At 75.2% G+C, this 25,846-nt stretch carries 18 protein-coding genes; 3 read left to right on the top strand and 15 right to left on the bottom strand.

Going from position 1 to position 25,846, the window contains the following annotated elements; translation table 11 throughout:
- Positions 1-6 precede the first annotated feature (6 nt).
- Positions 7-420, top strand: coding sequence for a thioesterase family protein (locus AB0G56_RS30405; protein ID WP_360975419.1), 414 nt, complete (start codon positions 7-9; stop codon positions 418-420).
- Entirely contained in the window at positions 417-1,100 is a 684-nt protein-coding gene (locus AB0G56_RS30400) for a hypothetical protein (protein ID WP_360975416.1), read from the top strand. The genes AB0G56_RS30405 and AB0G56_RS30400 overlap by 4 nt, the downstream gene beginning before the upstream one ends.
- A gap of 152 nt (positions 1,101-1,252) precedes the next feature.
- On the opposite strand, the gene AB0G56_RS30395 is transcribed toward AB0G56_RS30400, so the two are convergent.
- The 4 genes from AB0G56_RS30395 to AB0G56_RS30380 form a co-directional block, all read right to left on the bottom strand.
- Positions 1,253-2,212, bottom strand: coding sequence for an ABC transporter ATP-binding protein (locus AB0G56_RS30395; RefSeq protein WP_360975413.1), 960 nt, complete (start codon positions 2,210-2,212; stop codon positions 1,253-1,255).
- Positions 2,213-2,393: 181 nt separating this feature from the next.
- Complete coding sequence (locus tag AB0G56_RS30390; RefSeq protein ID WP_360975410.1) at positions 2,394-5,129, bottom strand: FtsX-like permease family protein; 2,736 nt, start codon at positions 5,127-5,129, stop codon at positions 2,394-2,396.
- A gap of 1 nt (position 5,130) precedes the next feature.
- Positions 5,131-8,412 carry an FtsX-like permease family protein gene (locus tag AB0G56_RS30385; protein WP_360975407.1) on the bottom strand — a complete coding sequence of 1,094 codons (3,282 nt, stop codon included), beginning with the start codon at positions 8,410-8,412 and terminating at the stop codon, positions 5,131-5,133.
- Positions 8,413-8,710: 298 nt separating this feature from the next.
- Positions 8,711-9,115, bottom strand: a complete 405-nt coding sequence (locus tag AB0G56_RS30380; RefSeq protein ID WP_360975404.1) for a globin — start codon at positions 9,113-9,115, stop codon at positions 8,711-8,713.
- Positions 9,116-9,220: 105 nt separating this feature from the next.
- Between AB0G56_RS30380 and AB0G56_RS30375 the strand changes: the two genes are divergently transcribed.
- A complete protein-coding gene (locus tag AB0G56_RS30375; protein WP_360975401.1) occupies positions 9,221-10,219 on the top strand; it encodes a methyltransferase domain-containing protein in 999 nt (332 codons plus the stop codon).
- Positions 10,220-10,235: 16 nt separating this feature from the next.
- Here the strand turns inward: AB0G56_RS30375 and AB0G56_RS30370 are convergent, their stop codons facing one another.
- The 11 genes from AB0G56_RS30370 to AB0G56_RS30320 all read right to left on the bottom strand — a co-directional run bounded on the left by AB0G56_RS30370 (position 10,236) and on the right by AB0G56_RS30320 (position 25,842).
- Entirely contained in the window at positions 10,236-11,867 is a 1,632-nt protein-coding gene (locus tag AB0G56_RS30370; protein ID WP_360975398.1) for an FHA domain-containing protein, read from the bottom strand.
- Positions 11,868-11,995: 128 nt separating this feature from the next.
- Entirely contained in the window at positions 11,996-13,342 is a 1,347-nt protein-coding gene (locus AB0G56_RS30365) for a VWA domain-containing protein (protein WP_360975395.1), read from the bottom strand.
- Between the two features lie 165 nt (positions 13,343-13,507).
- Complete coding sequence (locus AB0G56_RS30360) at positions 13,508-14,968, bottom strand: protein phosphatase 2C domain-containing protein (protein ID WP_360975392.1); 1,461 nt, start codon at positions 14,966-14,968, stop codon at positions 13,508-13,510.
- 3 nt (positions 14,969-14,971) lie between these two features.
- Positions 14,972-17,530, bottom strand: coding sequence for a tetratricopeptide repeat protein (locus tag AB0G56_RS30355; RefSeq protein WP_360975389.1), 2,559 nt, complete (start codon positions 17,528-17,530; stop codon positions 14,972-14,974).
- The gene (locus AB0G56_RS30350) at positions 17,527-18,858 is read right to left on the bottom strand and encodes a hypothetical protein (RefSeq protein WP_360975386.1); all 1,332 of its coding nucleotides are present in this window, start codon (positions 18,856-18,858) and stop codon (positions 17,527-17,529) included. The genes AB0G56_RS30355 and AB0G56_RS30350 overlap by 4 nt, the downstream gene beginning before the upstream one ends.
- A gap of 94 nt (positions 18,859-18,952) precedes the next feature.
- Positions 18,953-19,966 carry a glutamate ABC transporter substrate-binding protein gene (locus AB0G56_RS30345; RefSeq protein WP_360975384.1) on the bottom strand — a complete coding sequence of 338 codons (1,014 nt, stop codon included), beginning with the start codon at positions 19,964-19,966 and terminating at the stop codon, positions 18,953-18,955.
- Between the two features lie 35 nt (positions 19,967-20,001).
- Positions 20,002-21,465, bottom strand: coding sequence for a hypothetical protein (locus AB0G56_RS30340; protein ID WP_360975381.1), 1,464 nt, complete (start codon positions 21,463-21,465; stop codon positions 20,002-20,004).
- Positions 21,466-21,720: 255 nt separating this feature from the next.
- On the bottom strand, positions 21,721-22,692 hold the full coding sequence (locus AB0G56_RS30335; protein ID WP_360975378.1) for a BadF/BadG/BcrA/BcrD ATPase family protein: 972 nt from the start codon (positions 22,690-22,692) through the stop codon (positions 21,721-21,723).
- The gene (locus AB0G56_RS30330) at positions 22,683-23,999 is read right to left on the bottom strand and encodes a 6-phospho-beta-glucosidase (protein ID WP_360975375.1); all 1,317 of its coding nucleotides are present in this window, start codon (positions 23,997-23,999) and stop codon (positions 22,683-22,685) included. The genes AB0G56_RS30335 and AB0G56_RS30330 overlap by 10 nt, the downstream gene beginning before the upstream one ends.
- A gap of 5 nt (positions 24,000-24,004) precedes the next feature.
- Positions 24,005-24,898, bottom strand: coding sequence for a carbohydrate ABC transporter permease (locus tag AB0G56_RS30325; protein WP_360975372.1), 894 nt, complete (start codon positions 24,896-24,898; stop codon positions 24,005-24,007).
- 2 nt (positions 24,899-24,900) lie between these two features.
- Positions 24,901-25,842 carry a sugar ABC transporter permease gene (locus AB0G56_RS30320; RefSeq protein ID WP_360975369.1) on the bottom strand — a complete coding sequence of 314 codons (942 nt, stop codon included), beginning with the start codon at positions 25,840-25,842 and terminating at the stop codon, positions 24,901-24,903.
- Between the last annotated feature and the right edge of the window lie 4 nt (positions 25,843-25,846).

Raw genomic sequence — 25,846 nt, 5'->3', positions numbered from 1 at the left:
TCGGTCTTGCGGCACATCTACCGCTGCCCGCTGCGCTGGGCGGACATGGACGCGTACGGCCACGTCAACAACGTGGTCTTCCTCCGCTACCTGGAGGAGGCCCGTATCGACTTCCTGTTCCGCCCGGACAAGCAGTTCAAGCAGGGGTCCGTGGTGGCGCGCCACGAGATCGACTACAAGAGGCAGCTCGTCCACCGGCACGCGCCGGTGGACATCGAGCTGTGGGTGACCGAGATCAGGGCCGCCTCCTTCACCCTCGGCTACGAGGTGAAGGACGGGGACCAGATCTACGTCCGGGCCTCCACGGTGATCGTGCCGTTCGACTTCGAGGCACAGCGGCCCCGCCGGCTCACCGCGGAGGAGCGCGAGTTCCTGCGCGAGTACCGGGACGCGGACGAGGAGGAGGCCGTCGCCGCATGACGGTGCTCCACCTCGCCGACGAGACGGAGGCGGCCGATCTCGCCGCCTTCCTCTCCCGGCTGCTCCACTACGACCGTGCCGCCGCCGTCCGCCTCCAGGCGGCGGGGACGGCGCTGGCGGTGTTCGGGCGGCCGGCGTCCTTCGAGGTGCTGGCGGTGCGCGCGGTCGCTCTGGCCAAGCCCTACGAGGACGGCCTCGACGCCACCCTCGACGTGACCGTCTCCGCGGGTGAACTCCTGGAGGCCGTCGACGAGAAGGCGGCCACGACCGCCGTCCCGGCCGCGGTGACCGGGCCGCCGTGGGCGGGCGTGCTGCCCCCGCGCGGCGGCTGGCGGGCGCAGGACGGGCTCCCCCCGGCGAACTCCCTGCGCGCGCTGGTCTCCGGGGCCGTCGCCGAGTTCCGCGCCCGCACGGGGGAGCTGGCGCCCGAGCGGCGCACCCGCGGCGAACTCGACCGGATCGGCCGGGAGATCTGGTCCCGGACGGTCGCGGAGACCGGGCTTCCCGTCCGGGCCGTGCACGCGGCGCAGTCCCTCGGCTTCCTGCGGCCCGCACCGGCCGCCGGGCCGGACGGCCTCGCACTGTTCTCGTCGGGCGCCTGGCTCCGGCTGCGCACCCCGTACGGGTCGATAGCCGTACGGCGGGCCGGCCTCGGGACGCTGGGCGTCAGCGTCCGCTGAGCCGCCGCCCGCCCGCCGGCCGGACCCGTCCGCGGCCGGTTCGGACCCGTCCGTCGTAGTCCCGGCTCCCGCCGCCACCGAGCACGCCCGCGCGGACGCCGAGGTCCTCGTGCGGCCGGCTCACTCCGACCCGTTGTCGTCCCGGCGCCGTCTCAGTCCCGATCGCTGTCGTCCGGCCGGACCGCGATGTGGTCGGGTTCCAGTTCCAGGGCCACGCGGTCGCGCATGCCCAGGGCCTGGGTGTAGTCGGCCGGCAGTTGCAGGCGGCCGGCGCGGTCCAGCATCGCGTACTCGCGGCTCACCACCCGCTCGTCGCCCGTCGCCTCGTCGACCTCGCTGCGCCGCAGCACCTCCGTGGAGGTGCGGCCGTCGCGGATGGCGACCGTGCGGCGGACCTCCGTGGCCACCGCCTGATCGTGGGTGACGATGACGATGGTGGTGCCCAGGCGTTCGTTGGCGGTGCGGAAGGCGGCGAAGACCTGCTCGCCGGTCTGCGAGTCGAGTTCACCGGTGGGCTCGTCGGCGAGCAGTACCGCGGGGTTGTTGGCGAGGGCCACCGCGATCGCGACGCGCTGCTGCTGGCCGCCCGACATCTGGTGCGGGCGCCGGTCGCGGCAGTCGCCGACCTCCAGCAGTTCCAGGAGCTCCAGCGCGCGTTCGGCCTTGGCGCGGCGGGCGCGGCCCCGGGAGCCGGACAGCTGCATGGGCAGCGCGACGTTCTGCGCGGCGGTCAGGTAGGGCAGCAGGTTGCGGGAGGTCTGCTGCCAGACGAAACCGACGACCTCACGGCGGTAGCGCAGCCGGTCCTTGGCGGTCATGGCGAGCAGGTCGTGGTCCCCGACCCGGGCGGCGCCCGCCGTGGGCGTGTCCAGACCGGCGAGGATGTTCATGAGGGTGGACTTGCCGCTGCCGGACGCGCCGACCAGAGCCATCAGCTCCCCCTGGCGTACCAGCAGGTCGAGCCCCTGGAGGGCCTGCACCTCCACGCCGTCGGCGGAGAAGATGCGCACCAGCCGGTCGCAGGTGATCAGGGCGTCATGGCCGTAGGCGGGCCGGGTGCGGTCCTCGGTGGCGCGCCGGGCCAGGTCGGCGAGGGTGGGATTCGTCGTCATCGGAGGGCTCCTGCACGGCGGCTACGGCGGCTACGGCTGCTACGGAGGCTAGGGCAGCTATGGCAGCGACGGCAGTCACGGGGACCTGGGCCGCTGCCGCTGCTGCCGCTTCGGGTGCGGCGGCTGCCGGGGCCGCCGCGTTCACGGTGTCCGCGTCGGCGGCCCGGCGGCTCGTACGGGCTCATCGCGCGTCCCCCGCCCGCAGCTCGCGCACCGAGCCCCTGCGGCCCGTCCACCACGCCTGCCCGACGGCGACGGCGACCGCCAGCAGCAGGACCCCCGCGGCCGGCAGGGCCAGGGACAGCGGATCGGTGCGCAGCACGTTCTCGCCGGCCGAGACGGCGCTGGAGGGCAGCGCGATGGTCGTCAGGTCGATGCCGGGGGACAGCAGCCGGATGGTCGCCCAGCCCGTCAGCGCGCCGCCCGCCGCGGCGAGCACCGCCTGGGGGAGGGATTCCAGTACGAGCAGGAGGCGGCCCTGGGCGCGGGTGAGGCCCATGGTGCGCAGCCGGGCGAGCAGCGCGGTGCGTTCGGGCGCGGCCCGCAGCAGGGCCAGGAGCAGGGCGAGCACCGCGTAACCGGTGCCGGCCGCCACCGCCGCCGTGTAGATGTGCTCCGCGCCGGACTGGAGGGGGGAGTCGACGTACCGGGCCCGTTCGGCCGACCGCAGCTGCACGCCCACGGACGCGCCCGCCGCCCGGCGCAGCGCGCCCGCGTCCAGGTGGTCGCCGGTCAGCAGCAGCGTGCTCGTGCGGGCGGCCTGGCTGCTCAGCCCGGACCGGTCCACGACCAGGAAGCGGGTGCCGATCACGGCCGGTGTCCGGTCCCGGACGACGGCGATGCGGACGGTGACCGAGGTGCCGTCGTCGAGCCGGACCGGGAAGGGCCGGGTGCCGTACGTCTCGGCGACCGACGGGGAGGCCAGCGCCGGCAGCGGGTCCCGCCGGTCACCGGCGGGCCGCCGCAGTTCCTCCTGGGAGAACGCGCCGAGTCCGGTACGGCGGGCCAGGGCCGCGTAGTCGGCGGGGACCACGCCCGCCAGGGTCGTCTGGGTGAGGTCGTCACCCGCCTTGGCCTCGTAGTTGACGCCCACCTCGGTCACCGCGCGCACACCGGGCACCTCGCGCACCCGGTCGGGCAGCGCGGCCGGCAGCATCCCGGTGCCCTCGACGCGGCCGTCGGCGCCGACGGCGATGAGCGCGGCGTGGTCGCGGGCGTCGGCCACCCCCGCCAGCACGGAACCGCCGAACGCGGCGGTGGTGAGCGCGGTCAGCAGGGCGAGCAGGGGCAGCACCGCGGAGACGGACGTACGGCCCGCGCGGGCCAGGGAGAGATGGCCGACCGCGCCGCGCAGCCGCCCGGCGGGGCGCATCAGCCAGCGCAGCGGAAGCGGGTACAGGCGGACCAGCACGAGGGCCGCGATCACGCCCACCAGTACGGGCGCCAGCGAGACGAGTCGGTCACCGGAGGCGTCCGAGGAGCCCGAGACCCCGCGCCGCCGCAGTGCCTCCACCGCCGCCGCGGCGATCACCAGCAGCGTCAGCTCGGCGACCGTACGGCGCCGGGAGGGACGTACGGACACCGTGTCCTCGCGCGGGCCGTGCAGGCGGACCACGCGGTGCGCCGCCGCCGCGCGCAGCGGCAGCGCGAGACAGGCGACGGCCGTGACCGCGACGGCCGCGAGCAGCGCGGGCAGGCGGCGGCCCTCGGGCACGGCGAGCAGGGCCGCGCCGAGTCCGAGCGCCCCGGCGGGCACCGCGACCACCGCGGTCTCGGCCAGCAGCCGTCCGGTCAGGCCGCGCAGGGAGGCGCCGCGGGCGCGCAGCAGGGTGAGTTCGGTGCGGCGGCGGTCGGCGGCCAGGCCGCCCGCCATCATCAGGACCACGGCGGCGACGGTCGCGCTGCCGAACGCGGCGACCGCGACGAGCGGGCCGACGCCCGAGGCCAGGCGGTCGTAGGAGGCGAGGACGTCGTCGAGGTCGGTGGCGGCCTGCGCGGCCGGGTCGGTGGCCGCGCGCATCTGCCCGAGACCCGGTCCGGCCTCCAGGGTGGCGACCGCCGACTTCAGCCGGCCGAGTTCGTGGGCGTGCAGGGCGCCGCCGTCGGGGGCCACCTGCCAGTAGCGGACCGGTCTGCCGTTGGTGGCCAGCAGGGCCGGGGCCGCCTCGGGCGGGAGCAGCAGGGTGCCGAGCCAGTAGTACAAGGGGTCGTTGCTGCCCGGTACCCGCATCAGGGCCGGGGAGCGCAGCAGCGGCTCGGTCGCCCAGTAGGCGCCCTCGGGCGCGCGGGGCGTGACGATGCCGGTGACGCGGACGGCGAGCGGAGGGCGGGAGACGGCGGGCACGTGGATGACCGAACCCACCTTGATGTGCAGGCTCCTGGCCGTCTCGGCGGTGACCGCGGCCTCCACCCCGGCCGTCTCGGCGGTGACCCGGCCGGCCGCGCGGGGCAGCCGTCCGGCGGTCAGGGAGGAGTGCGCGGCGAGTCCGTTCTGCGCGGCGAGGCGGATCTGCGGGGGGACGCCGCTGGGCCGTGGGATCCACGGGTCCGGCACCGTCAGGTCGGCGGTGTTCTGCACCCCGTACGAGGACTGGTCGCGGTCGACGACGAGCGGCCGGGGGACGGCGCCGACGACCCTGCCGAACTGGCGGCCCAGCGCCTGCGGCAGCAGCGCCTGTTCCCGCTCGGCCGCCGAGAGCTGGAGGCCGGGCTGGGGGGCGCTCACCGTCAGGGTGGTGCGTTTCGGGGTCGCCTGCTCGACGGCCCGGCCCAGGCCGGCGTCCTCGTAGTGGTCCAGGGCGCGCGGGAACGCGGCTGCCAGGCACGCCGTCAGCGCGACCAGCAGGGCGAGGGCGGCGGCGGCACCCGGCGCGGTGCGCAGCCGTACCCGGACCCAGGCGGGAGCGACGGTGTTCACCTCACTCACCTCCGCGGTCTCGAAGGGACACCGCCGGGTCGGCCCGGCGCAGGGTCAGCACCGCCGTGACGACGAGCGGTGCGGCGGCGACGGCGGCCAGCAGCAGCGCCACCTGGCCGACCGGCAGCCGGACCAGCACCGTCGGCACCGGTTTCGTGGCCTGCCCGGTCAGCACGATCAGCGGGATCACGGCCCGGGTCAGGACCGTGCCCAGGGCCACGCCGACCACCACCGCCAGCGCGACGAGGACGCCCTGTTCGGCGGCGAGCATCCGGGCGAGCTGGCGGCGCGGTGCGCCCAGGGCGCGCAGCACCGCGAACTCGGCGTCCCGTTCGCGCAGCGCCCCGGCCGCGCTCACCGCGAAGCCGAGCGCGGCCAGCGCCGCCGCGACGATCGCGGCGGCGGTGAACGCGGCGGCCGGCCCGGCGCCGAACGGGTCGTCGCGCAGCTGGCCGGCGATCTCCTCGCGCACGACGACCTGCCCCGGATCGACGTCGGGCAGGGAGCGCAGCTCGGCGGCGACGGCGCTCGCGTGCCGGGCGTCGGCGCGCAGCCACCACTCGGTGGGTTCGGCGCTCTCGCCGTAGCGCGTCTGGAGCAGCCGGTTCACCGCCCGCAGGTCCATGAGGAGGCCTCCGCCGTCGTGTGCCGGGTCCGGGGAGGCGCTCTGGCCGGCCCCGGCCGTGGTCGGCAGCTCCCGTACCGCGCGGACGAGCCGCACCGGGAGGTTGCGGCCGGCGAACGTCACGTCCATGCGCTGTCCCGCGTGGGCGCCCGCCGCGGTCAGGAAGCGGTCGGTCGCCACGGCCGCGATCTCCCGCTGCGCGGGCTGCGTGACCTGGAGCCGGACGGTGATGACCGTCCCCACCGCCCACATGTCCTCGTGCGGCACGTAGCCGGTGCCGTAGGTGACCGTCAGCGGGCGGCCGGAGGTCACCTCGGCCGCGGCCGGGGCGTTGCTGCCGTCGGGAAGGGCGTCGGCGCCGCCGGCGGACACCGCCGTCCAGGCGGTGGGCAGCGTCAGTCTCCGGGCCGCCCCGCCGCCGTCGGCCTCGACCGCAAGGAGGGTCAGGCGGTGCTCCGCGGCCCGGTCCACGGGCTGGGGCACGCTCAGGTCGAGACCGGTGAGCGTCAGGGGCCCCGCGGTGGGCGGCAGGTCCACGTCGAGGGGGCGGGCGCGGCCGTCGGCGGGCAGCGCGGGGAGGGCTTTGCGGTACGGGACGCCGTAGCGGTCCTGGAGGGTGACCGCCAGGTCCACCGGCGTGGCCGGGTGTTCCGCCGCAGAGCTGCGCACGGCCGCCGTCAGCCGCAGCCGGGCCGTGCCCGCGGGCACCTGCACGCCCGCCGCCGCGCCCTTCGGGGCGAGTCCCGCCAGCAGCGGGCGCACCGGTTCCGGTGCCAGGTCGCCGCGCAGCAGTACGGAGCCCGCCGCGCTCGTGGTGTCCAGGGCGAGCACGGTCCCGGTGCGGTCGGCGGACATCGGCAGCGAGGTGCGTACGGCGGGGGCGGCGGCCTCGACGTGGGGGACGGCCGCGTACTGCTCGCTGCGGCCCAGGCCGCCCTCCCCGGCGCCCATCACGCGCACCGGCGCACCGGCGAGGAAGTCCGCCTGGTCGTCCTGCGAACGGTTCCAGGATGCGCCCTGCCCGATCGCCAGCATGCCCAGCGCGATGGCCAGGACGAGCAGCAGGACCGGTCCGGCGCCGCGCGTGGGGCGGCGGCTGAACTGCCAGCCGGCCAGCGCCGCGGGCAGCCCGCGCCCACCCGCCGCCCGGCGCTCGGCAAGACGTGCCACCGGCGGCAGCAGGCGTAGCGTCAGCACCGTCCCGGCCAGCAGCGCCAGCGCGGGCGCGGTGACGAGGAGCGGGTCGATGCCGAGGGCGCCGGTGCTGTCGTCGCCGACCGCGCCGGAGGACTGCTGGTTCAGCTGCCAGTACGCGACGGCGGCCACCGCCAGCAGGCCCACGTCCGCGCCCGCCCGCAGCGGCGCGGGCAGCGCGCGGGCCCGCCGGCCGGGCGCGAGGGACGAGGTCAGGGCGGGCAGCGTCACCGCCAGCGCGCAGCCCAGCGCCACGCCGGCCGCGACCAGCCACACCCCGGGGCCGCCCGTCAGCGGGACGTCCGGGTGCAGCCCGATCCGGGCCAGGGCGCCGTGCCCGGCCAGCAGCCGGGTCAGCGGGCCGGCCAGCAGGGGAGCGCAGATCACGGCCGGTACGGCGAGCAGCAGCGCCTCCGTCGCGGCCAGCGCCGCCAGCCGGGCCCGGGAACCGCCGCGGGCCCGCAGCAGCCGGGTCTCACCGGCGCGCTCGCTGCTCAGCAGCCGGGCCACCAGCAGCAGCGCGTACCCGGCGAGCAGCGCCAGCTGGAGCGCGGCGATCAGCAGTGTCGAGCGGGCCACCAGCAGGGAGCGGTCGATCCGGTCGAGGACATCGGGCAGCGAGGTCGTGACGGTCGGCGTGCCGCCGATCGCGGTCGTCTTCTTCAGGGACGCCGCGCCCGCGCGGACCGCGTCGCGCAGCGCGCCGGTCCGGCCGGTGGTCAGCGCGGAGAAGTCCGCCGACGCCTGCCACCCGGTCTGCCCCGCGCTCACCCGGCCGCCGGTGAGGACACCGGCGTCGGCGAGGAGGGGGCCGTACGTCGTGAAGTCGACCTTGCGGATGCCGCGCCCGCCCAGGTCGTCCAGTTGCCAGTACGGCGCGTCGGTCCGGGCGGGCCGGTACAGCCCGGTGATCCGTACGTGGGCCTCGTGGTCGTCGAGCCGGTCGGCGAGTGTCAGCCGGGCGCCCGGCTTCAGGCCCAGGCGCTGGGCCGCCGCCTGGGGCAGCGCGGCCTCCAGGTCCCCGGTCGCCGTCGCGTGCGGCAGGCGGCCGGAGACGAGCCGCACCTGGGCGGCATCGAGGGCGGCGAAGTACGTCAGGTCCGGGTCGCCGGAGCGCGCGGCGGGCGGCTGGAGCGAACGCGGGAGCGCGTAGGGGCCGGAGCGGGCCAGGGAGCGCACGGCCACCGGCAGGCCGTCGAAGGCGGTGCGGGCCTGCCTGCGCACGGCCGCGTCGGCGGCGGCGCGGCCGGCGGGCGGTACGTCGGCCTTGACGACGAGGGTCGTGGCGGCCGCGTTGCGCGGGTCCTTCAGCGAGTGGCGCAGCGAGGCGTCCCCGATCGCGCCGGAGTAGGCGGTGAGCGTCGCCAGCACCGCCGTGGTCAGCAGGACCGAGAGCACAGCGGCGGCCAGGAGCAAGCGGTGTGCGCGCGCCCGCGACAGGACGAATCCCGTGAATCCCCCCACGCGGCTCCCCCCGCAGTTGTCCAGACCTGCCGGTGATGCTGTCAGAGGAGCCGGGGGCGGGGTAAGCGCTTGTAGAACTAGCTTGATCGGATTGTGACCGGAATACGGCGACGAACGACCGGAATACGGGACTCCGAGCGGTCGAACCGTCCGGTACGGGCGGGCGGACCGGGCGAAGCGGGCAACCCGGGCGACGTCATCGGGCCTGCCCTGACCGGGTCTGCCCTCACCGGGCCGGGCCGGACGGGAGCGGGGCCGTACGGCCGGACGGGACGGGGCCGGGCGGGGCCCCGGCGGCTCAGTCCGGGGTGTTGACCATCGACGCCGCCGCGTACGTCAGGTAGTTCCACAGCGTGCGCTCGTGCTCCTCGGACAGGCCAAGCTCGTCCACGGCGGCGCGCATGTGCCGCAGCCACGCGTCGTGCGCCGCCCGGTCCACCGTGAAGGGCGCGTGCCGCATGCGCAGCCGCGGGTGGCCGCGCCGCTCGCTGTACGTCGTCGGGCCGCCCCAGTACTGGATCAGGAACAGCCGCAGCCGCTCCTCCGCCGGACCGAGGTCCTCCTCCGGGTACATGGCCCGCAGCTCGGGATCGCCTGCGACCCCCTCGTAGAAACGGTGGACGAGCCGGCGGAAGGTCTCCTCCCCACCGACCTGCTCGTAGAAGGTCTGCTCCTGAAGCGTGCCGCGCCGAATCTCATTCACCCGTTCATCGTCTCAGACGGCCGGACGCAGGACCGAGGACTTAGGTCCCCCCACGCCCTGACGTGGAGGCTCGCCCCGCGGCCGATCGCGCCGCACAGTGGAGCCATGGGCGCGCACCCCGTCGACACCGACGACAAGGACCGGGCCGGGCAGGCCGCCGCGGAGCGGGCCGCGCTGGTCCGGGAGATCGAGGCGAGCGGGGCCTGGGCCCGCGACCCGGTGTGGCGGGAGGCGTTCGCCGCGGTGCCAAGGCACCTGTTCGTGCCGTACTACTACGTCGCCGGCCCCGGCGGCTACGAACGGCGCTGGGGCGAGGACCCGGACCCCGCCGCGCGGGAGCGGTGGCTGCGCGGCGCCTACGAGGACGTGCCGCTGGCCACCCGGCTGCGCGACGGCGAACTCGTCTCCTCCAGCAGCCAGCCCTCGCTGATGGCGCAGATGCTCGCCGAGCTGCGGGTGCGGGACGGCGACCGGGTCCTGGAGATCGGCGCGGGCACCGGCTACAACGCGGCGCTGCTCGCCCACCGGCTCGGTGACGACGGCCTCGTCACCACCGTCGACCTGGAACCGGAGATCACCGAGTCGGCCCGGCGCCACCTGGCCGCCGCAGGCCACCACCCGGTGGTGGTCACCGCAGACGGCACCCGCGGGGTCCCCCGGCGCGCCCCCTTCGACCGGATCATCGCCACCTGCGCGCTGCCCTCCGTCCCGCCCGCCTGGCCGGCCCAGTGCGTCCCCGGTGGCCGGATCCTGTTGCCGATCGCCACCGGGCTGGTCGCCCTGACGGTGCGGGACGCCGGGCACGCGGAAGGACCGTTCCTCGACACTCCCGCCTACTTCGTGCCGCTGCGCGGCGGCGGCAGCGGACCGGCGGCACCGGTGCCGAGGCTGGAGGGCGTACCCGCGCGGGCCCGTGAGGACGAGTCCTTCCGCTTCCTGCTCGCCCTGGTCCGGGGGCGGACCGACGCACGCGAGGCGTACGACCTGTGGGAACGCGCGGGCCGGCCGGAACGGGAGCGCTACGGGGTCACCGTGAGCGGCGAGCGGGCCCGGGCGTGGCTGGACGACCCGCAGGGGCCGCACAGCTGGCCCCTGCCGGGTTGATCCGTACGCCCTCCGGTCAGCCGCGCCGGACGGTGATCGTCGTCCACGCGCCGACGTGCACCCGGTCCCCGTCCTGCAACGGCACCGGCACGAAGGGCTGGATCGGCTCCTCGGAGCCGTTGACCGTGGTGCCGTTGGTCGAGTTCTGGTCGACCACCGCCCAGTTGCCGTCGGGCTGCTGGACGAGCACCGCGTGCTGGTGCGAGACGCCCGGGTCCTCCGGCGGCACCGCCAGGTCGATGTCGGGGGTGTCCCCGGTGGAGTGCCGGCGGCGGCCGATGGTGATCTGGTCGCCGCTGAGCGTGCGCTGCTGCTCGGGCGAGTACGCGGGCAGGTTCAGGCCCGCGGCCTCGGGGCCGGAGCGGTGCATCATCGCCATGAAGTACTCGCGGTCCGGCCCGATCGTCGCCGTCCAGGTCGCCGGCTGCTGCGGCTGGTGGAGTTGCTGCGGCGGCTGGGTCTGCTGCGGCTGCTGTGCCTGGTGCGGGAACGCGGGGCCGGGCGGGGGTGGCGGCGGGGCCTGCGTGGCGCCGGGCTGCGGGTAGCCGTAGGCACCGGGGCCGCCCTGGGCGCCCGGAGGCTGTCCGGGGCCGGGTTGCGGGTAGCCGTAACCACCGGGGCCGCCCTGAGGGCCGGGGCGCTGTCCGGGGCCGGGCTGCGGGTAGCCGTAACCACCGGGACCACCGGCCGGACCACCCGGAGCGCCGGGACCACCGGCCGGACCACCAGGACCTGGGCCGCCGGGGTTCGTGGACGACGGCGGGGAGATCACCCAGTCGTCGTCGCCACCGCCGAAGGACGGACCGCCGGGCTGTGGCCTGTTCGCCTCCTGCGGGAAGGGCGGCGGCGCGGGCGGGCCGGCCCGGTGGAAGGCCTGCGGGGCGCCGCCGGGTGCGCCGGGGCCACCAGGAGCGCCGAGGCCGGCGTGCGGCGGCGGGCCGGGGGGCGGCGGGAGGGGGCGGGAAGGGTCACCGCCGAAGCCCGAGGGGCCGGGTCCTCCGGGTGCGCCCTGAGCACCGGGACCACCCGGACCACCGGACGGGCCGGTCGGCCGGGGGGCGCCGCCGAAGCCCGAGGAGCCGGGGCCGCCGGGCCCACCGGGGCCGCCCGGGCCGCCGGGACGGCCCGCGGGGTCGCCGAAGGGCGGGTTCGGCGGGATCGGCTCGGCCGGCCGGTTCACCTGGGAGGGCCGGGAGCCCTGGTAGTCGAAGGCGTCGCCGCCGCTGCCGTAGGCCGGGGCGGGCGCCTGCGGGAAGCGCGGGCCGGTACCGCCGCCGGGGCCGCCGACCGGGCCGGGGCCGGGCGCCTGCGGGCGCGGGGCGGCCGGGGTGTACGAGGTGGCGGTGTTCGTCAGGAAGTTCCACCGGCACTCCTCGCAGAACGGCGCACCGCCCTCGCGGGGCGTGCGGCACTGCGGGCAGAGTTCCGGCTGGGAGCCGGGCCCCCCGGGAGGCGGCGGGAAGCCGCCGGCCGGCCCGGGACCGCCAGGGCCGCCGGGTCCGCCCGGTCCCGGCGCGGGCGGGAAGCCGTAGCCGCCGACCGGGGGAGGCGGCGGGGGAGGTGGTGGTACGGCACCGGCCATGCGGTGACCGCAGACCTCGCACCAGTCGTCGGAACCCGACTGGTGTCCGTTCGGGCAGGTCGGCATGTCGGCGCTTCCCCCTCTCCTTTCCGGCCGCATCGGCCGGATTTCTCCCACCCCGAGGGGCCGGGCTCACTGTCTGTCGCTGTGCTGCTGGGTCGTACCGCCGGCTCGTGGAGCCGAGCCGTGCCAGGTCACTTCTTTACACGAACAGTCTTTGTCGACCGGGTCTCGAGAGTCATCTCGTCGGCCTCCTCGACCTTCGCCTTCAGTCGCACAGTACCCGTCGCGGCGTCCACCACGTCCACCACCTTGGCGAGCAGCTTCGCGGTATCGGCGTTCCCGGAGGCGTTCGCGAGCTGAACCGCCCGCCCCAGTTTGGTCGTTGCTCCATCGAAATCGCCCGCTTTGCGAAGATCGAGCCCCTGCTGGATGGCCCGGGCCAGTTCGGCCTGCCCGGTGTAGTGGGCGACCTGAGGGTTGATGGAGGTGGAAGCGGCCATGTCGTCGGTCCACACGGCCCGTACGAGACCCTGGGCGCCGAGGTTCCGGGAGCTTCCGTCCGGCTCCGGCACCACCAGGGAGACCCGTGCCGCCAGCATCTCCTGGCCGATGTTCGCGCTCGGGACCTCGACGCAGAGGTGGTAGTCCCGGGACTCGTCGCCCCAGGAGCCGGTCGGGTAGTCCCCGGCGCGCGGGCCGGCCTCGCTGCGGCGGTCGCCCAGCTCCTCGACGGTGGGGGCGACTTGCTTGACGAACTTGATCGTGGCACCGACCGGTGTCCACACCCGCAGGGCGACGTCGGCGACCTCCTTGCCCATCGCCGTCTCCATCATCCGGGTGAAGTCGGCGGCCAGGCGGGCCGGGTCGGCGACGATGTCGGCGGTGCCCAGCAGCGCGGAGGCGATCCCTGTGACTTCTTTCACTTCCCAGTCGGTGCCCACACCGCGGGCGTCACAGGTGAAGCGCCCGGCGCACGCGTCGAGCGTCGCCCTGAGGTCGTCCGGCGACTCGTGCTCGTTGCGGCCGTCGGTGAGCAGGATGCCGTGCCGGATGGCGACGTCCTGCGAGGCGAGCAGCCGGTCGGCCAGCCGCAGCCAGGTGCCGATGGCGGTGCCGCCGCCCGCGCCGAGCCGGCGCAGCGCGGTCCTGGCCTGGTCGCGGGTGGTGGCGTCGGCGACGGCGAGCCTGCCGCCGCCCGGGTAGACCTCCGTGGCCACGTGCGTCCCGGCGACCACCGCGAACCGCACGCCGTCGCGCAGCGTGTCGATCGCGGCGGCCGTGGCCTCACGGGCGCCCCGCATCTTGGTCGGCGGGTAGTCCATCGAACCTGAGCAGTCGACCATGACGACCACCGCCGCGGACGGCCCCTGGCCGGACGGGTACAGGTGCGGGGCGGTGACCGCGCTCCCGATGGTGCCCCCGCCGGTCGCCGTCACCGTGACGATGGCGTCGACCTCCCGCCCGCCCTCCGGCAGGTACTCGTTCTGGTACACGTCCATCGAGAACCGCGGCACGCTGGACTTCGAGAAATTGGCCATGCCTTCCCAGATCCCCCCTCTGGGCCCCGCGGGCGGGGCTGACGACTGTGCGGCTCTGCCGGACCGGTCCCCCCCGGCCCCCTGACGGTGCCCTCCGGTCCCCGGGAAGTCCCCGTGCGAGGGCACCCGGACCGGGCGCCCCCTCGCGCGCTCCGGCCGTGTCCCTCAGGCCGATCCTGCCCCCTGCGGCGGTGCCGGGAACGGCAGGACGGCCACTGTTACGTTGTCGTGGCCCCCGCCGTCGAGCGCGTGGCCGACCAGGACCCGGGCGCTGTGCAGCGGGCGCACGGCCGCGTCCAGGGGCAGGGCCTCGGCCATCTCCTGCGCCGACTCGGCGTAGTTCCACAGGCCGTCCGTGCAGACCACGACCACTCCGGGCCGGTCCGGCTTGAACGAGGCGGTGTGCGGCTCCAGTTCGTAGGCGTCCGCGCCGAGCCAGCCGGTGATCGCGTGGGCGCGCTCGTCGGCGTAGGCCTGCGCCTCGCTCATCAGGCCCGCCGCGACCATCTGCGCGGCCCACGAGTCGTCCTCGGTGAGCCGGGCCGGCGGCGCCGCGCGGTCCACCGGCACCCAGTAGACGCGGCTGTCGCCGACCCAGCCGACGATCAGCAGCCCGGCGGTGACCACCGCGCCGACGAGCGTGCAGGCGGGGGAGTTCTGCTGGGGGGCGTGCTCACGGGCCCCGGCGGGCTCCTCGGCGAGCGCGTCGACCGCCCGCGCGGCGGCGACGATCGCGTCGTGCATGGCCTGCTGCGGGTGCGTGCCCCGGGGCAGGGCGGCCAGCAGGGACTCGGAGGCGGCCCGGGAGGCGGCGAGGGAGGCCTCGTCGGGGCGGGTCGCGGAGGAGACGCCGTCGCAGACGACGGCCACCGTCGCGGGAGAGCCGTCGGGCAGGACGGCGTTGCCGACGGCGAACGCGTCCTCGTTGCGGTGGTGGCGCAGACCGCGGTCGCTGACCGCCGCGACCGGGCCCGACTGCCGTTCCATGTGGTCGCGTTCGCGGGGCTGGGCGTGACCGCAGTTCTCGCAGTAGCCGTCGCCGTCCACCCGGCCCGCCCGACAGGCCACGCACACCGCGCCGGTCTCACCGGGAACACCGGTCCCGTCCGGAACACCGGTGCTGTCCGCGACACCGGTCCCGCCGGGAACACCGCTGCCGACCGGTGCGCCGGATTCCGGGAGGGCGGCGGTGCCCTCCGTGCCGTCCGGGGCCGTGCGCGGGTCCGGGGCCTGGAGCGGGTACTCCTCGGGCTCCGCGGGACGGTCGAACCGTACGCCCGCCTCCGGCGCCGCCGCTGACGGCTCCCGCCCGTGCTGCCCCTGAGCGGGCAGCGGTGAGCCGCCCGAGTCGGTGCCCGGGAGGTCGGCGGGGCGTTGCATGCGGGCCGCGCCGGAACTGTCCGACTGCGGGGCGAGCGGCCACCCGTCGCCCTCCGTGCCGCCCTCGGGCGGTGCGGACGGGCGCGGCACCGCGCCGCCGTTCATCTGGACCGTCGGCATGTCGTGCCGGGGCGCGGCGGCGGACAGGTCGTATCCGCAGGCGCCGCAGAAACGGTCACCCGCCTCCAGCGGCTCCGCGCAGCTCGGGCAGTTCGTCAGAGCGGCCTGCTGGTGCATCTGGGACATCAACTACACCCACGTCCGGGGGCGGTAACGGTTGGCACGTTCCACCAGGTCGATCCTCTCCTCGCCGCCGGGCGCCAGCCGGGCCAGCGTGCGGTACGTACGCTCCAGGCCGAAGCGGAGTCCCCGCTCGTCCAGGTCGCTGCCGAGCAGCACCCGCCGGGAGGACGGGTCGGTGGCCCGGCCCCCGGAGAGTATCCAGTCCAGCGCGCAGCCGAGTACTTCGGCCGACAGCAGCTCGCGCCGGGCGGGGTCCAGACCGTAGGCCCGCAGCGCCTCCACCTGCCCGGCGGCGGCCGTCAGGTCCGCCAGGAACGGCGTGTCGGAGGCGGGTGCCGTACGGTGCCGCAGCCGCGCCCGTACGGCCGCCACCCGCGCCGCCGTGTAGTGGATGGAGGACTCCGGGACCGACTCCAGGGCCCGTACCGCCCCTTGCCGGTCGCCGCCCGCGAGCCGGACCCGGGCCAGTCCGAAGGCCGCGCTCACGTAACTGGGGTCGCTCGACCAGACCAGGCGGTAGTACTCGGCCGCGTTGTCGAGCTGGCCGAGGACCTCCGCGCACAGGCCGAGCGCCAGCTTCGGCGCGACCTCCCCGGGGAAGGCGTCGTAGATCGCGTCGAAGGCGAGCGCCGCCTCCTCGTGGTCGGCGGTGACCAGGGCGGTCAGGCCCCGGTACCAGACGACCCGCCAGTCGTCGGGGTGCTGCTGCTCCAGGGCGCGCAGCACGCGTACGGCGGTGTCCGCCTCGCCGGTCTCCAGGCGGGCGCGGACCTCGCGCAGCCGGGTCTCGGTCGAGGGCGCGGGCGCGGCGGTCAGGGCGTGGATCAGCTCGGCCGGCGCGGACGCCATCAGACCCGCCAGGAAGCCCGCGTCGGGGTCGCCGGGATCGACGTGCGGGGCGGGCAGGGCGAGCGCCGCCGCCGGGGCACCGGCCGGCTTCACGAGAACCGGGGCGGCGACCGGGGCGCCGGGTGCGGGCACGGCGGCAGCGCCCGGGGCGGGCGGCGCGGGGGCCGGGCCGAGCGCCAGGGCCGCGGCCGGGGCCCGGGGACCGCGCGGGGGCCGGGCGCCCAGCCGGGACACGTCGCCGTCCAGTGCCGGGAACAGCTCCGTGTCCGTGACCCTGGTCTCGGGCCCGAACAGCGTCGACAGCGCCGGACGCGCCCGGCCCGTCTGCAGCGACACGACCTCCCGGAGCACGCCCGTCAGCTGCTCGGCCATCTCCTGCGCGGAGGCGAACCGGCGGGCCGGGTCCGGGTCGGTGGCCCGCACCAGCAGCCGGTAGAAGGACTCGTAGCGCCGGAACACCTCGATGGTGTCCGGGTCGGGCAGGGAGTCCACGAAGACGTTCGTGTAGCCCTGGAAGTCGAAGGTGAGCACCGCGAGCGTGCGGGCCACCGTGTACAGGTCGCTGGCCACCGACGGGCCGGTCTCCGCGACCTCGGGCGCCTGGTAGCCGACGGTGCCGTAGATGGCCGACTCGTCGTCGTCCATGCGGCGCACCGCGCCCATGTCGATGAGCTTCAGCTCGTCCTCGGTCTGGATCGCGTTGTCGACCTTGAAGTCGCAGTACAGCAGGTTGCGGCTGTGCAGGTGGCCGAGCGCCTCCAGGGCCTCGATGCCGTACGCGCACGCCTGCTCCACCGGCAGCGGGTCGCGCCTGCCGTCCGCGGCGCGGCGGGCGTTGGCGATCTCCTTCAGCGACTTGCCGCCGACGTACTCCATCACGATGTAGCCGTCGAGGGAGCCGGTGCGCTGGTCGAGGTGTTCCACGAAGTTGTAGATCCGCACGATGTTGGCGTGCTCGATCTCCGCCAGGAAGCGCCGCTCGGAGATGGCCGCCGCCATCGCGTCCTGGTCGCCGGTGTCGAGCAGGCCCTTGAGCACGACCCACCGGTCGGACACCGCCCGGTCCACGGCGAGGTAGACCCAGCCGAGACCGCCGTGCGCCAGGCAGCCGACGACCTCGTACTGGCCGTGCACGACGTCCCCGGGCTTCAGCTTGGGCACGAACGAGTACGGATGGCCGCACTTGGTGCAGAAGCCCTCCGTGCGGCCCGGCCGCTCACCGCGCGCCCGGCCCACCGGCGCCCCGCAGTCCGAGCGCGAGCAGAACCGCTTCCGCTCGGGCACCTCAGGGTCGTCCAGCACCATCGAACGCGGGTCGGGCCGCGGCACCTGCGGCACCTGCACCAGACCCGCCCCCAGCCGGCTGCGCCCGGAGGAGCCCGCGGCCGAACCGGAACTGCGCACCGACACCGAGCGGCTGGTGGACCGGCCCGACAGGGAACGCGACAGTCGCCCCGACACCGACCGGCGCGACCTCGACGACTGCGACGACGTACCCGCGCCGCGGGCGCCGCCGGCCGTGCCGGAAGACGCGCTCCCGCTGCCCGCCGAGCCGCCCGCGCCGCCGGCGACCCCGGTGGGCGCCGAGGCGACCATGCCGGTCACCGACACCACCGGCGCCAGACCGCACGTGTCGCAGTACAGCTCGCCGCCGCCCACGTCCTCGTACGCGCCGCCGCAGTCCGGCCGCTGGCAGGTCTGCCCCGCCTGGCTCATGACTCCCCCTTACCGTCGTCGTCCCGAGGGCCGCCCTGGCGCGGCACCCGCGCCGTGCCGAGCAGTTCGGCCGCCGCCCGCTGGTAGCGCAGCACGGCCTGCTCGGCCACCCGCAGGTCGCAGGGCGCGCTCCACAGCATGCGGCGGGCCGCGTCGTACCGCTCGACCAGCAGCGGATCCTCCGCCAGACCGTGCCGGGTCACCTTCGCCCGGTACGCGTCCAGCCGGCCGCGCAGCTCGGCGCGGACCGCAAGCGGCGCGGTGACCGCCGTCAACGACTCGCGCGCCCGCAGCAGTTCGTCCTCCGCCTTCTGCTCCAGCGACTCCAGCAGCGGCGACAGGCGGTGCCACTGAGCCTGCCTGCGGTACTCGGCGGCCGTCGCCAACTGCTCCTGGAGGGCGGTCGGCGGCCCGCTGACCACCGGCACCTCCGTGGCGGCGATCTTCGCCAGCACCTCGCCGCGCGCGGTCCGCGCCTCGGCGAGCGTGCGGTCCGCGCGCGAGAGCACGTCCCGGAGCCTGATCAGCCGCTGCTCGGCGTCCTGCCGCACCCCGAGCACGGCGTCGATCTCCCGGCGCACCTCCTCCAGCGCGCGCGCCTCGCGGTCGTACACCGTGGTGTCCGGGCGGCCGCCGCCCGGCGCCGAACTGCCCTGCGCGGGCGTCCAGTAGGCGAGCGGATCGCTGACCACCTGCTCGCGCAGGCCGGTCAGGGTGCGGGTGATGCGCTCCAGGTCGTCGCCCGCCGGATGCTCGCCGGGGCGGACGCCGACCGAGTGCGCGAGCCGCCGGGTGCGCTGCAGTTCGGCGGCGAGCAGGTCGATCCGGGCGGGCAGCGCCGACCAGACCGCGTCGGCGGCGACCACCAGGTCCAGGCTGCTCGCGTACAGCTCGTTCATCCGGTCCACCAGCGCGGCCAGCGAGAAGCTGTGGCTGAGGCGGCCCGCACCGGTGAGGGCCGGGGCGTTCGCCGCGGCCGCGGCAGAACCGGGCACCGTGACGGACTCGCCGCGCAGCAGCCCGGTCAGCTCCACCAGGTCCTCGCGGCTGGACCAGCGGCGCCGGGCACGGATCTCACGGGCGCTGCGCAACGCGGCCGTGTAGGCGTCGAAGTACGCCCACAGCAGCGTGATCGACGCCTCCGCGGCCGCCCAGCGCTCCTGGGTGACGCCGGTGAGGCGGGCGCCTTCGAGGAGCCTGCGGCCCGCGTGGTCCTGGAGGGCCAGGAGCGAGGTCTCGATCGCCTCGTGCTCCGCGCCGAGCCGCGCCAGCGCACGGTCCACCTCGTCCCGGTCCAGCACCGGCCCGGCGGGGTCCGCGCCGCCCATCGATCACCTCTCGCTGCTCTTCGTGTTCCGTCGGTCCTGCGCCGCCCGGCGGCGCCCCGGCCCGCCGCCCGCGCGGGCGACGGTCACCGGGTGCTCACCGGTAGTCCGGTGTCGGCGGGGTCGCCGACTCCGAGTCCTTACCCAGCGTGCGGGACAGCCAGTTGTCGTACGCCCGCTTCCAGCCCCCGTCCTTGCGGTAGTTCTCCAGGCTCCGGTTGACCTGACGTACCAGATCGTCGGCGCCGCGCTTCATCGCCACGCCGTAGTACTCCTTGGTGAAGGTGCCGCCCTTCAGCTCCACCGCCGGGTCCTGCGCGGCCTGGCTGGCGGCGAGGGCGCCGTCGGTCACCACCGCGTCCACCTCGTTCAGTTGCAGCCGCACCAGGCAGTCCAGCTGGTTGGGGACGGTGGTGGAGATGTCGGTGGAGCCGGGCAGGGTGCCGCTCTTCTTGTCGGCGGCCAGGTGGTCGTAGGCCGTCGAACCGGTCGCGGAACAGATCTTCTTCCCGGCGAGGGACTTGTCGTAGCCGGTGATCGACGACGTGCGCGGGGCGAGGACCTGCTGGCCGGTCAGGAAGTACGGCGCGGAGAACGCCACCTTCTCCAGGCGCTTGCAGGTGATCGTCATGGTGCGCACCACGAGGTCCACCCGGTCGTCCGCGATCGCCTTCTCCCGCTCGTTGGTCGGGATGGCCTTGAACGCGACCTTGTCCCGGTCGCCGAGGAGGTCCTGGGCGATCTGGTGGGCGAGGGCGATGTCGAAGCCGTCCAGGTCGTCGGAGGCGCTGTTCGGGTTGCGGTAGCCCCAGCCGTAGCTGTTCTGGTCGACGCCGACCCGGAGGTAGCCGCGCTTCCTGATCGCCGCGACGGCGGGCCCCTCGGCGTCCGCCGGTGCCAGGCTCAGGTTCTGCACGTCGCCGTCCTGGCAGTCGCCGGCCTTGGCCTGCACGCCCTGCGTGGTCCGTGCGCCGGCGGCGACCGGGGTGCGCCCGCCGTGCGAGCGGGTGCCCGGCAGCACCAGGACGAACGCCAGCGCCAGGACGCAGACGACCGCCATCGCGCCCACGCCGCCCCAGCCCCGCAGACCGGACCGCCGCCGCACCCGCATGCGCACGCCTCCTTCCACCCCTGTCACGCTCCCTCTCACCGGTACTCCGACAGCCTGCGCCCGATGCCCAGCAGGGCGCCGGCGGCGCCGAGGAGGGCCAGGGCCGCGGAGCCCTCCGGCAGGTGGCCCATCGCGTCCAGCCCGTCCCGCGTGGCGTCGTCGACCTTTTGCGTGGCGTGGTCGAGCGCCGTCACGAGCGAGGCGTCGACGTCGTCGAAGCACCTGCCCGTCGACTGGTCCTTCGCGCCGGTACCGATGACCCGGTCCCGGGCCGCCTTGTAGTCGCCGAGGTCGTTGGCCTGGCGGGCCAGCGCGTGGCGGGACTTCCACACCTTCACCGACTCGCTCGCGGCCCGCACCGGCGCCCGGCCCGCCGCGTCGCCGGTGAGCGACTCGGCCTCGGCCAGGGTCCGGGCGAGGCCGCCGATCTCCTGGTCGTAGTTCCAGTCGTAGGCGTCCATGTCCGTGCCGTCCGGCAGGCGCTTGGTCTCCGCGCCGCGGCTCACCAGGGTGAGGTTCTCGTCGCCGCGGGCCTTGAGGGAGGCGATCCGCGCGTCGTGCAGCACGTCCAGCGCGTCCACGCCGCGCCGCGAGTCGTGGAGGCCCGCGCGGGCGACGCTGTGGCCGACGACCAGCCACAGCAGGACCACGGTGGTGGCCGCCGCGGCGGCCACCAGGCCGTGGTTCAGCACCCGGTTGGTCCGCCGGTAGTCGCGGTGCTGGGCGAAGGCGAGGGCGGCCAGGGCGAGCACGCCGAGCGCGATCGCGGCCCACGGGTACGGGGTCGCGTCGCCGTAGTCCGCGTCGCGCCGCCCGTTCTCGTTCGTGTACAGCTTCTCGGCCGCCGGGAGCATCCGGTTCTGCATCAGGGTGTTGGCGGCGCGCAGATAGGCGCCGCCCACCGGGAAGCCCTGCCGGTTGTTGGCGCGGGCGGTCTCGACCAGGCCCTTGTAGCGCGGCAGCAGTTCGTTGAGGTCGCTGATGGCCTTGGTGGCCGGGGAACCGGGCGTGGAGTTGGCGGCGGCCGTCACCAGGCTCTCGGCGGCGGCGGCGATGTCCGACTCGTAGCGCGTGCGGGTCGCGCGCGACTCCTGGAGGCCCGCCAGATAGCCGCTGCTCGCCATGGTGTTGGCGTCGGCGAGGGAGCGGAAGATCCCGGCGGCCTCGGAGCTGAGGGGCTGGCTGTGGCGCAGGACGTCGTCGGCGGCCGACTGCCGGTGCCCGCTCTGCCAGGCGGCGACGGCACCGAACGCGACGACGAGCAGCGCCAGGAGCGCACCGATCAGGCGCAGCCGCCCCGGCTCGGTGACGGCGGCGGCGCGCAGCCGGTCGACGCCCTCGGCGAACGCCGTACGGCGCGGCGGCGCGGGGGCCGCCGCCGGGGCCGCGGGCACCGGTGGGCGCGGCGGGGCAGGCGCCCCGGGCTGCGGCGGCACGGCGGGCGGCGCGGGCGCGCCGGGGCCCGGCGGTGCCGCGCTGCTGTTCGGCGAGTGTGTCACTGCTGACCCCCCGTGGTCATCCGTCGCCGCAAGTATCCCTGCCGGAACCGACATCCGCACCGGCCTTCACCGGATCTTGGTCAGGCCGCGACGAGGTCACCAGGGGGCGCACACGGCGCACGCCCCGCACCACCCCCTGCCCATGAATACGCAGGACGGATCGGTTCGGTTCCCCCGCGGGGCGGGCGTGCCCCGTTCGCCGCCGCGCGGGGCACGCGAGGGGCCGTCCACCGCGGGGGCCGCGGCCCGTTCCCGTCAGCGCTCGAAGCGGGTCCGCACCCGGTCCCCGGCCGCCGCGGGTGCCCCCGTGCGGTCCAGTCCCAGCAGCGCCGCGCCGAGGACCGGACGGGCCGTGACCACCTGGGGGACCGCCTTGGGCGCCCGCGCGGACAGGCGTTCGCGCAGGGACGTGTCGAGCTGCGGGTGGCGGGCGGCCAGGACGCTGCCGCCCAGCAGGACCGGAGTCTCCTCGCCGAGCAGGTCGAGACGGGACAGCGCGACCACGGCCATGCACACCACCTCCTCCGCCAGACGTTCCACGATCGAACGTGCGATCGGATCGCCTTCCGTGGCCGTGGCGAACAGCACGGGCGCCAGTTCGTGCCGCCGCTCCGGCTCGATGTGTTCCAGGTGCAGCGCCTCGATGAGGGCGTACATGGAGGCCAGCCCGAAGTGCCCCGGCAGCGTGCGCGCCAGCGCGGTCGGCTCGCCGCGGCCGTCCTCCGCGCGGGCGGCGAACCACAGCGCCTCCTCCGCCAGGCCCGAGCCGCCGCCCCAGTCGCCGGAGATGCGGCCTATCGCGGGGAAGCGGGCCGTGCGGCCGTCCAGGCGCATGCCGACGCAGTTGATGCCCGCGCCGCAGACCACCGCCACCCCGCGCGGCTCGGCCACGCCCGCGCGCAGGACGGCGAACGTGTCGTTGCGGACCTCCACCGTCGTGCCCCACGCGCGCGCGTGCAGGGCCGACGCCAGCCGTTCCTCCTCCACGGGCAGGTCGGCGTTGGCCAGACACGCCGAGACGTGCGCGACCGAGGTCACCCCGGCCTCGGCGTAGGCGCGCGCGACGGCGTCCGCGAGCACGTCCACCGCCGTCTCCACGCCCACGGCCGGCGGCCGGAACCCGCCGCCGCGGGCCGTGGCGAGGACGCTCCCGTCGGCCGCCACGACCGCGACGTCGGTCTTGCTGTTGCCCGCGTCGATGGCGAGGACGCTTGCGGTCAGGCCCACGCGAGGTGCTCCCGGTTGTGCGCGATCAGCTGGTCGGTGAGGGTCTCGGCGTACGCGTACTGGCCGACCAGGGGGTGGGCGAGGAGGGCGCGGAAGACGCGGTCCCGGCCGCCGTGCAGCGCCGCCCGGAGGGCCAGGTCCTCGTACGCCGTCACGTTCGCGACCAGGCCCGCGTACAGCGGGTCCACGGGGGCCACGGGCAGCGGGGTCGCGCCCTTGGGGCCGACCGCCGCCTGCACCTCGATCACCGCGTCGTCCGGCAGGAACGGCAGCGTGCCCCGGTTGTAGGTGTTCACCACCTGGTACGGGCTTCCCGCCCGTCGCCCGCCACCACCCTCGGACGAGGGCCCCGCGGGCCCGCTGCCCTGATCGCCCAGGAGCGCGGCGGCCAGGTCCACCGCGGCCTCCGAGTAGTAGGCGCCGCCGCGCCTGGCGAGCAGGGCCGGCTTCTCGTCCAGGGCCGGGTCGCCGTACATCGCCAGCAGTTCGCGCTCCATGGCGGCCACCTCGGCGGCCCGGGACGGCTTGGTGCGCAGCTCCTCCACCACCTGGTCGTGCGCGTAGTAGTAGCGCAGGTAGTACGAGGGGACCACGCCGAGGCGGTCCAGGAGGGGGCGGGGCAGGCGCAGGTCGGCGGCGACGGCGTCGCCGTGCTCGGCCAGCAGCCGGGGCAGGACGTCCTCGCCCTCCGGGCCGCCCAGACGCACGCCGGTCTCCCAGGTGAGGTGGTTCAGGCCCACGTGGTCCAGGTGGACGTCGTGGGGTGCCACGTCCAGCAGCGCGGCGAACTTCCGCTGGAGGCCGATCGCCACGTTGCACAGGCCGACCGCCCGGTGCCCGGCCTCCAGCAGGGCGCGGGTGACGATCCCGACCGGGTTGGTGAAGTCGATGATCCAGGCGTCCGGGTTCGTGCGCCGCACCCGTTCGGCGATGTCCAGGACCACCGGGACCGTGCGCAGCGCCTTGGCGAGGCCGCCCGCGCCGGTCGTCTCCTGGCCGACGCAGCCGCACTCCAGCGGCCAGGTCTCGTCCTGCTGCCGGGCGGCCTGTCCGCCGACGCGCAGCTGGAGCAGGACGGCGTCGGCGCCGTCCACGCCCGCGTCCAGGTCACAGGTGGTGACGATCCGGCCGGGGTGGCCCTGCTTGGCGAAGATGCGGCGGGCCAGGCCGCCCACCAGCTCAAGGCGGTCGGCCGCCGGGTCGACCAGGACCAGTTCCTCCACCGGGAGGGTGTCCCTGAGCCGGGCGAACCCGTCGATGAGTTCGGGCGTGTAGGTCGAGCCGCCGCCGACCACGGTGAGTTTCATGTCTGTCAACCCTTTACTCCGGTGAGCGTGACACCCTCGACGAACGCCTTCTGGGCGAAGAAGAACACGAGGATCACGGGGGCCATGACCAGCACGGTGGCGGCCATGGTGAGGTTCCAGTCGGTGTGGCGGGCGCCCTTGAAGGACTCCAGGCCGTAGGACAGGGTCCAGGCGGCGGGGTTCTCCGAGGCGTAGATCTGCGGGCCGAAGTAGTCGTTCCAGGCGTAGAAGAACTGGAAGAGGGCCACGGCCGCGATGCCCGGCTTCGCCATGGGCAGCACCACCCGCACCAGGGTGCGCAGGTCTCCGCAGCCGTCGACCTTCGCCGCGTCCAGGTACTCGTTCGGGACGGTCGTCAGGAACTGCCGCAGCAGGAAGACGGAGAACGCGTCGCCGAACGCCATGGGGACGATCAGCGGCCACAGCGTGCCGGACAGGTCCAGCTGCTTCGCCCAGAACAGGTACATCGGGATGATGATCACCTGCGGGGGCAGCATCATCATCGAGATCACCAGCATGAGTGACAGGTCGCGGCCCCGGAAGCGGAACTTGGCCAGCGCGTAGGCCACCGGGATCGAGGACACGACCGTGAGGACGGTGCCGGCGCCGGCGTACAGGAGCGTGTTCTTCCACCAGGTGAGGAAGCCCGGGGTGTCGAAGACCTTCTTGTAGTTGCCCCACTCCCAGGTGTGCGGGATCAGGTCACGGCTGAGGGCCTGGCTGTCGCTCATGAGCGAGGTCAGGAACACGAACACGAAGGGCAGGACGAAGAAGAGGGCGGTGGCCACGCCGAGCGCGTGGACGGCGATCCACTGCAGGAGCGCCTTGCGGCGGGCGGTGCGTTCGGCGGGCGAGGCGGGGGCCCTCAGCGCGGCCGGCTGGTCCAGGACCTGGGTCATCGTCAGTCACCTGCCTGCATGAGACCGCCGCGGCGCCGCATCAGGAGCGCGGTGAACGCCATCGACAGGGCGAACAGCACCAGCGCCACCACGCAGGCCGAGCCGTAGTCGAAACGCTGGAAGCCGAGGTTGTACACGAGCTGGGGGAGGGTCAGCGTGGACTTGTCCGGGTAGCCGGGCTCGAACATCGTGCCCGCGCCCTGGATCACGCCGGAGGCGACCTTTCCGGCGATCAGTGGCTGGGTGTAGTACTGCATCGTCTGGATCACGCCGGTGACCACGGCGAACATCACGATCGGCGAGATGTTCGGCAGAGTGACGTACCGGAAGCGCTGCCAGGGCGAGGCGCCGTCCAGCTCGGCGGCCTCGTACTGCTCGGTGGGCACGTCCAGGAGCGCGGCCATGAAGATGACCATCAGATCGCCCACGCCCCACAGGGCGAGCAGGGTCAGGGCCGGCTTGGACCAGGTGGGGTCGCCGAACCAGCCGGGCGCCGGGATGCCCGTCTTCTCCAGCAGGGAGTCGACCGGGCCCGTACCGGGGTTGAGCAGGAAGGCGAAGGCCATGGTCGCCGCGACCGGCGGGGCCAGGTAGGGCAGGTAGAACAGGGTACGGAAGACGCCCGTGCCCGTCTTGATCCTGGTGATCAGCAGGCCGACGCCCAGGCCGAAGGCGACCCGCAGGGTGACCATGACCACCACCAGCCACAGGGTGTTGCGCAGGGCCGGCCAGAACAGCGGGTAGTTCTCGAAGACGTACGTCCAGTTCTTCGCGCCGCTGAACGTCGGCGCGTTGAACCCGTCGTAGTGCGTGAACGAGAAATAGACGGTGGAGATCAGCGGATACGCGAAGAAGACGGTGAATCCGATCAGCCAGGGCGACATGAAGGCGAGGGTCTTCAGTGCCGCGCGGCGGCGTTTCGACGCCAGGGTGAGGGTGGTCATCGCT

Source organism: Streptomyces sp. NPDC021356 (genome assembly GCF_040641015.1).
In the GTDB taxonomy this organism is placed as follows: Bacteria; Actinomycetota; Actinomycetes; order Streptomycetales; family Streptomycetaceae; genus Streptomyces.
The sequence above is the reverse complement of the archived record's forward strand: the minus strand, read 5'-3'. Positions and strand labels throughout refer to the sequence as shown.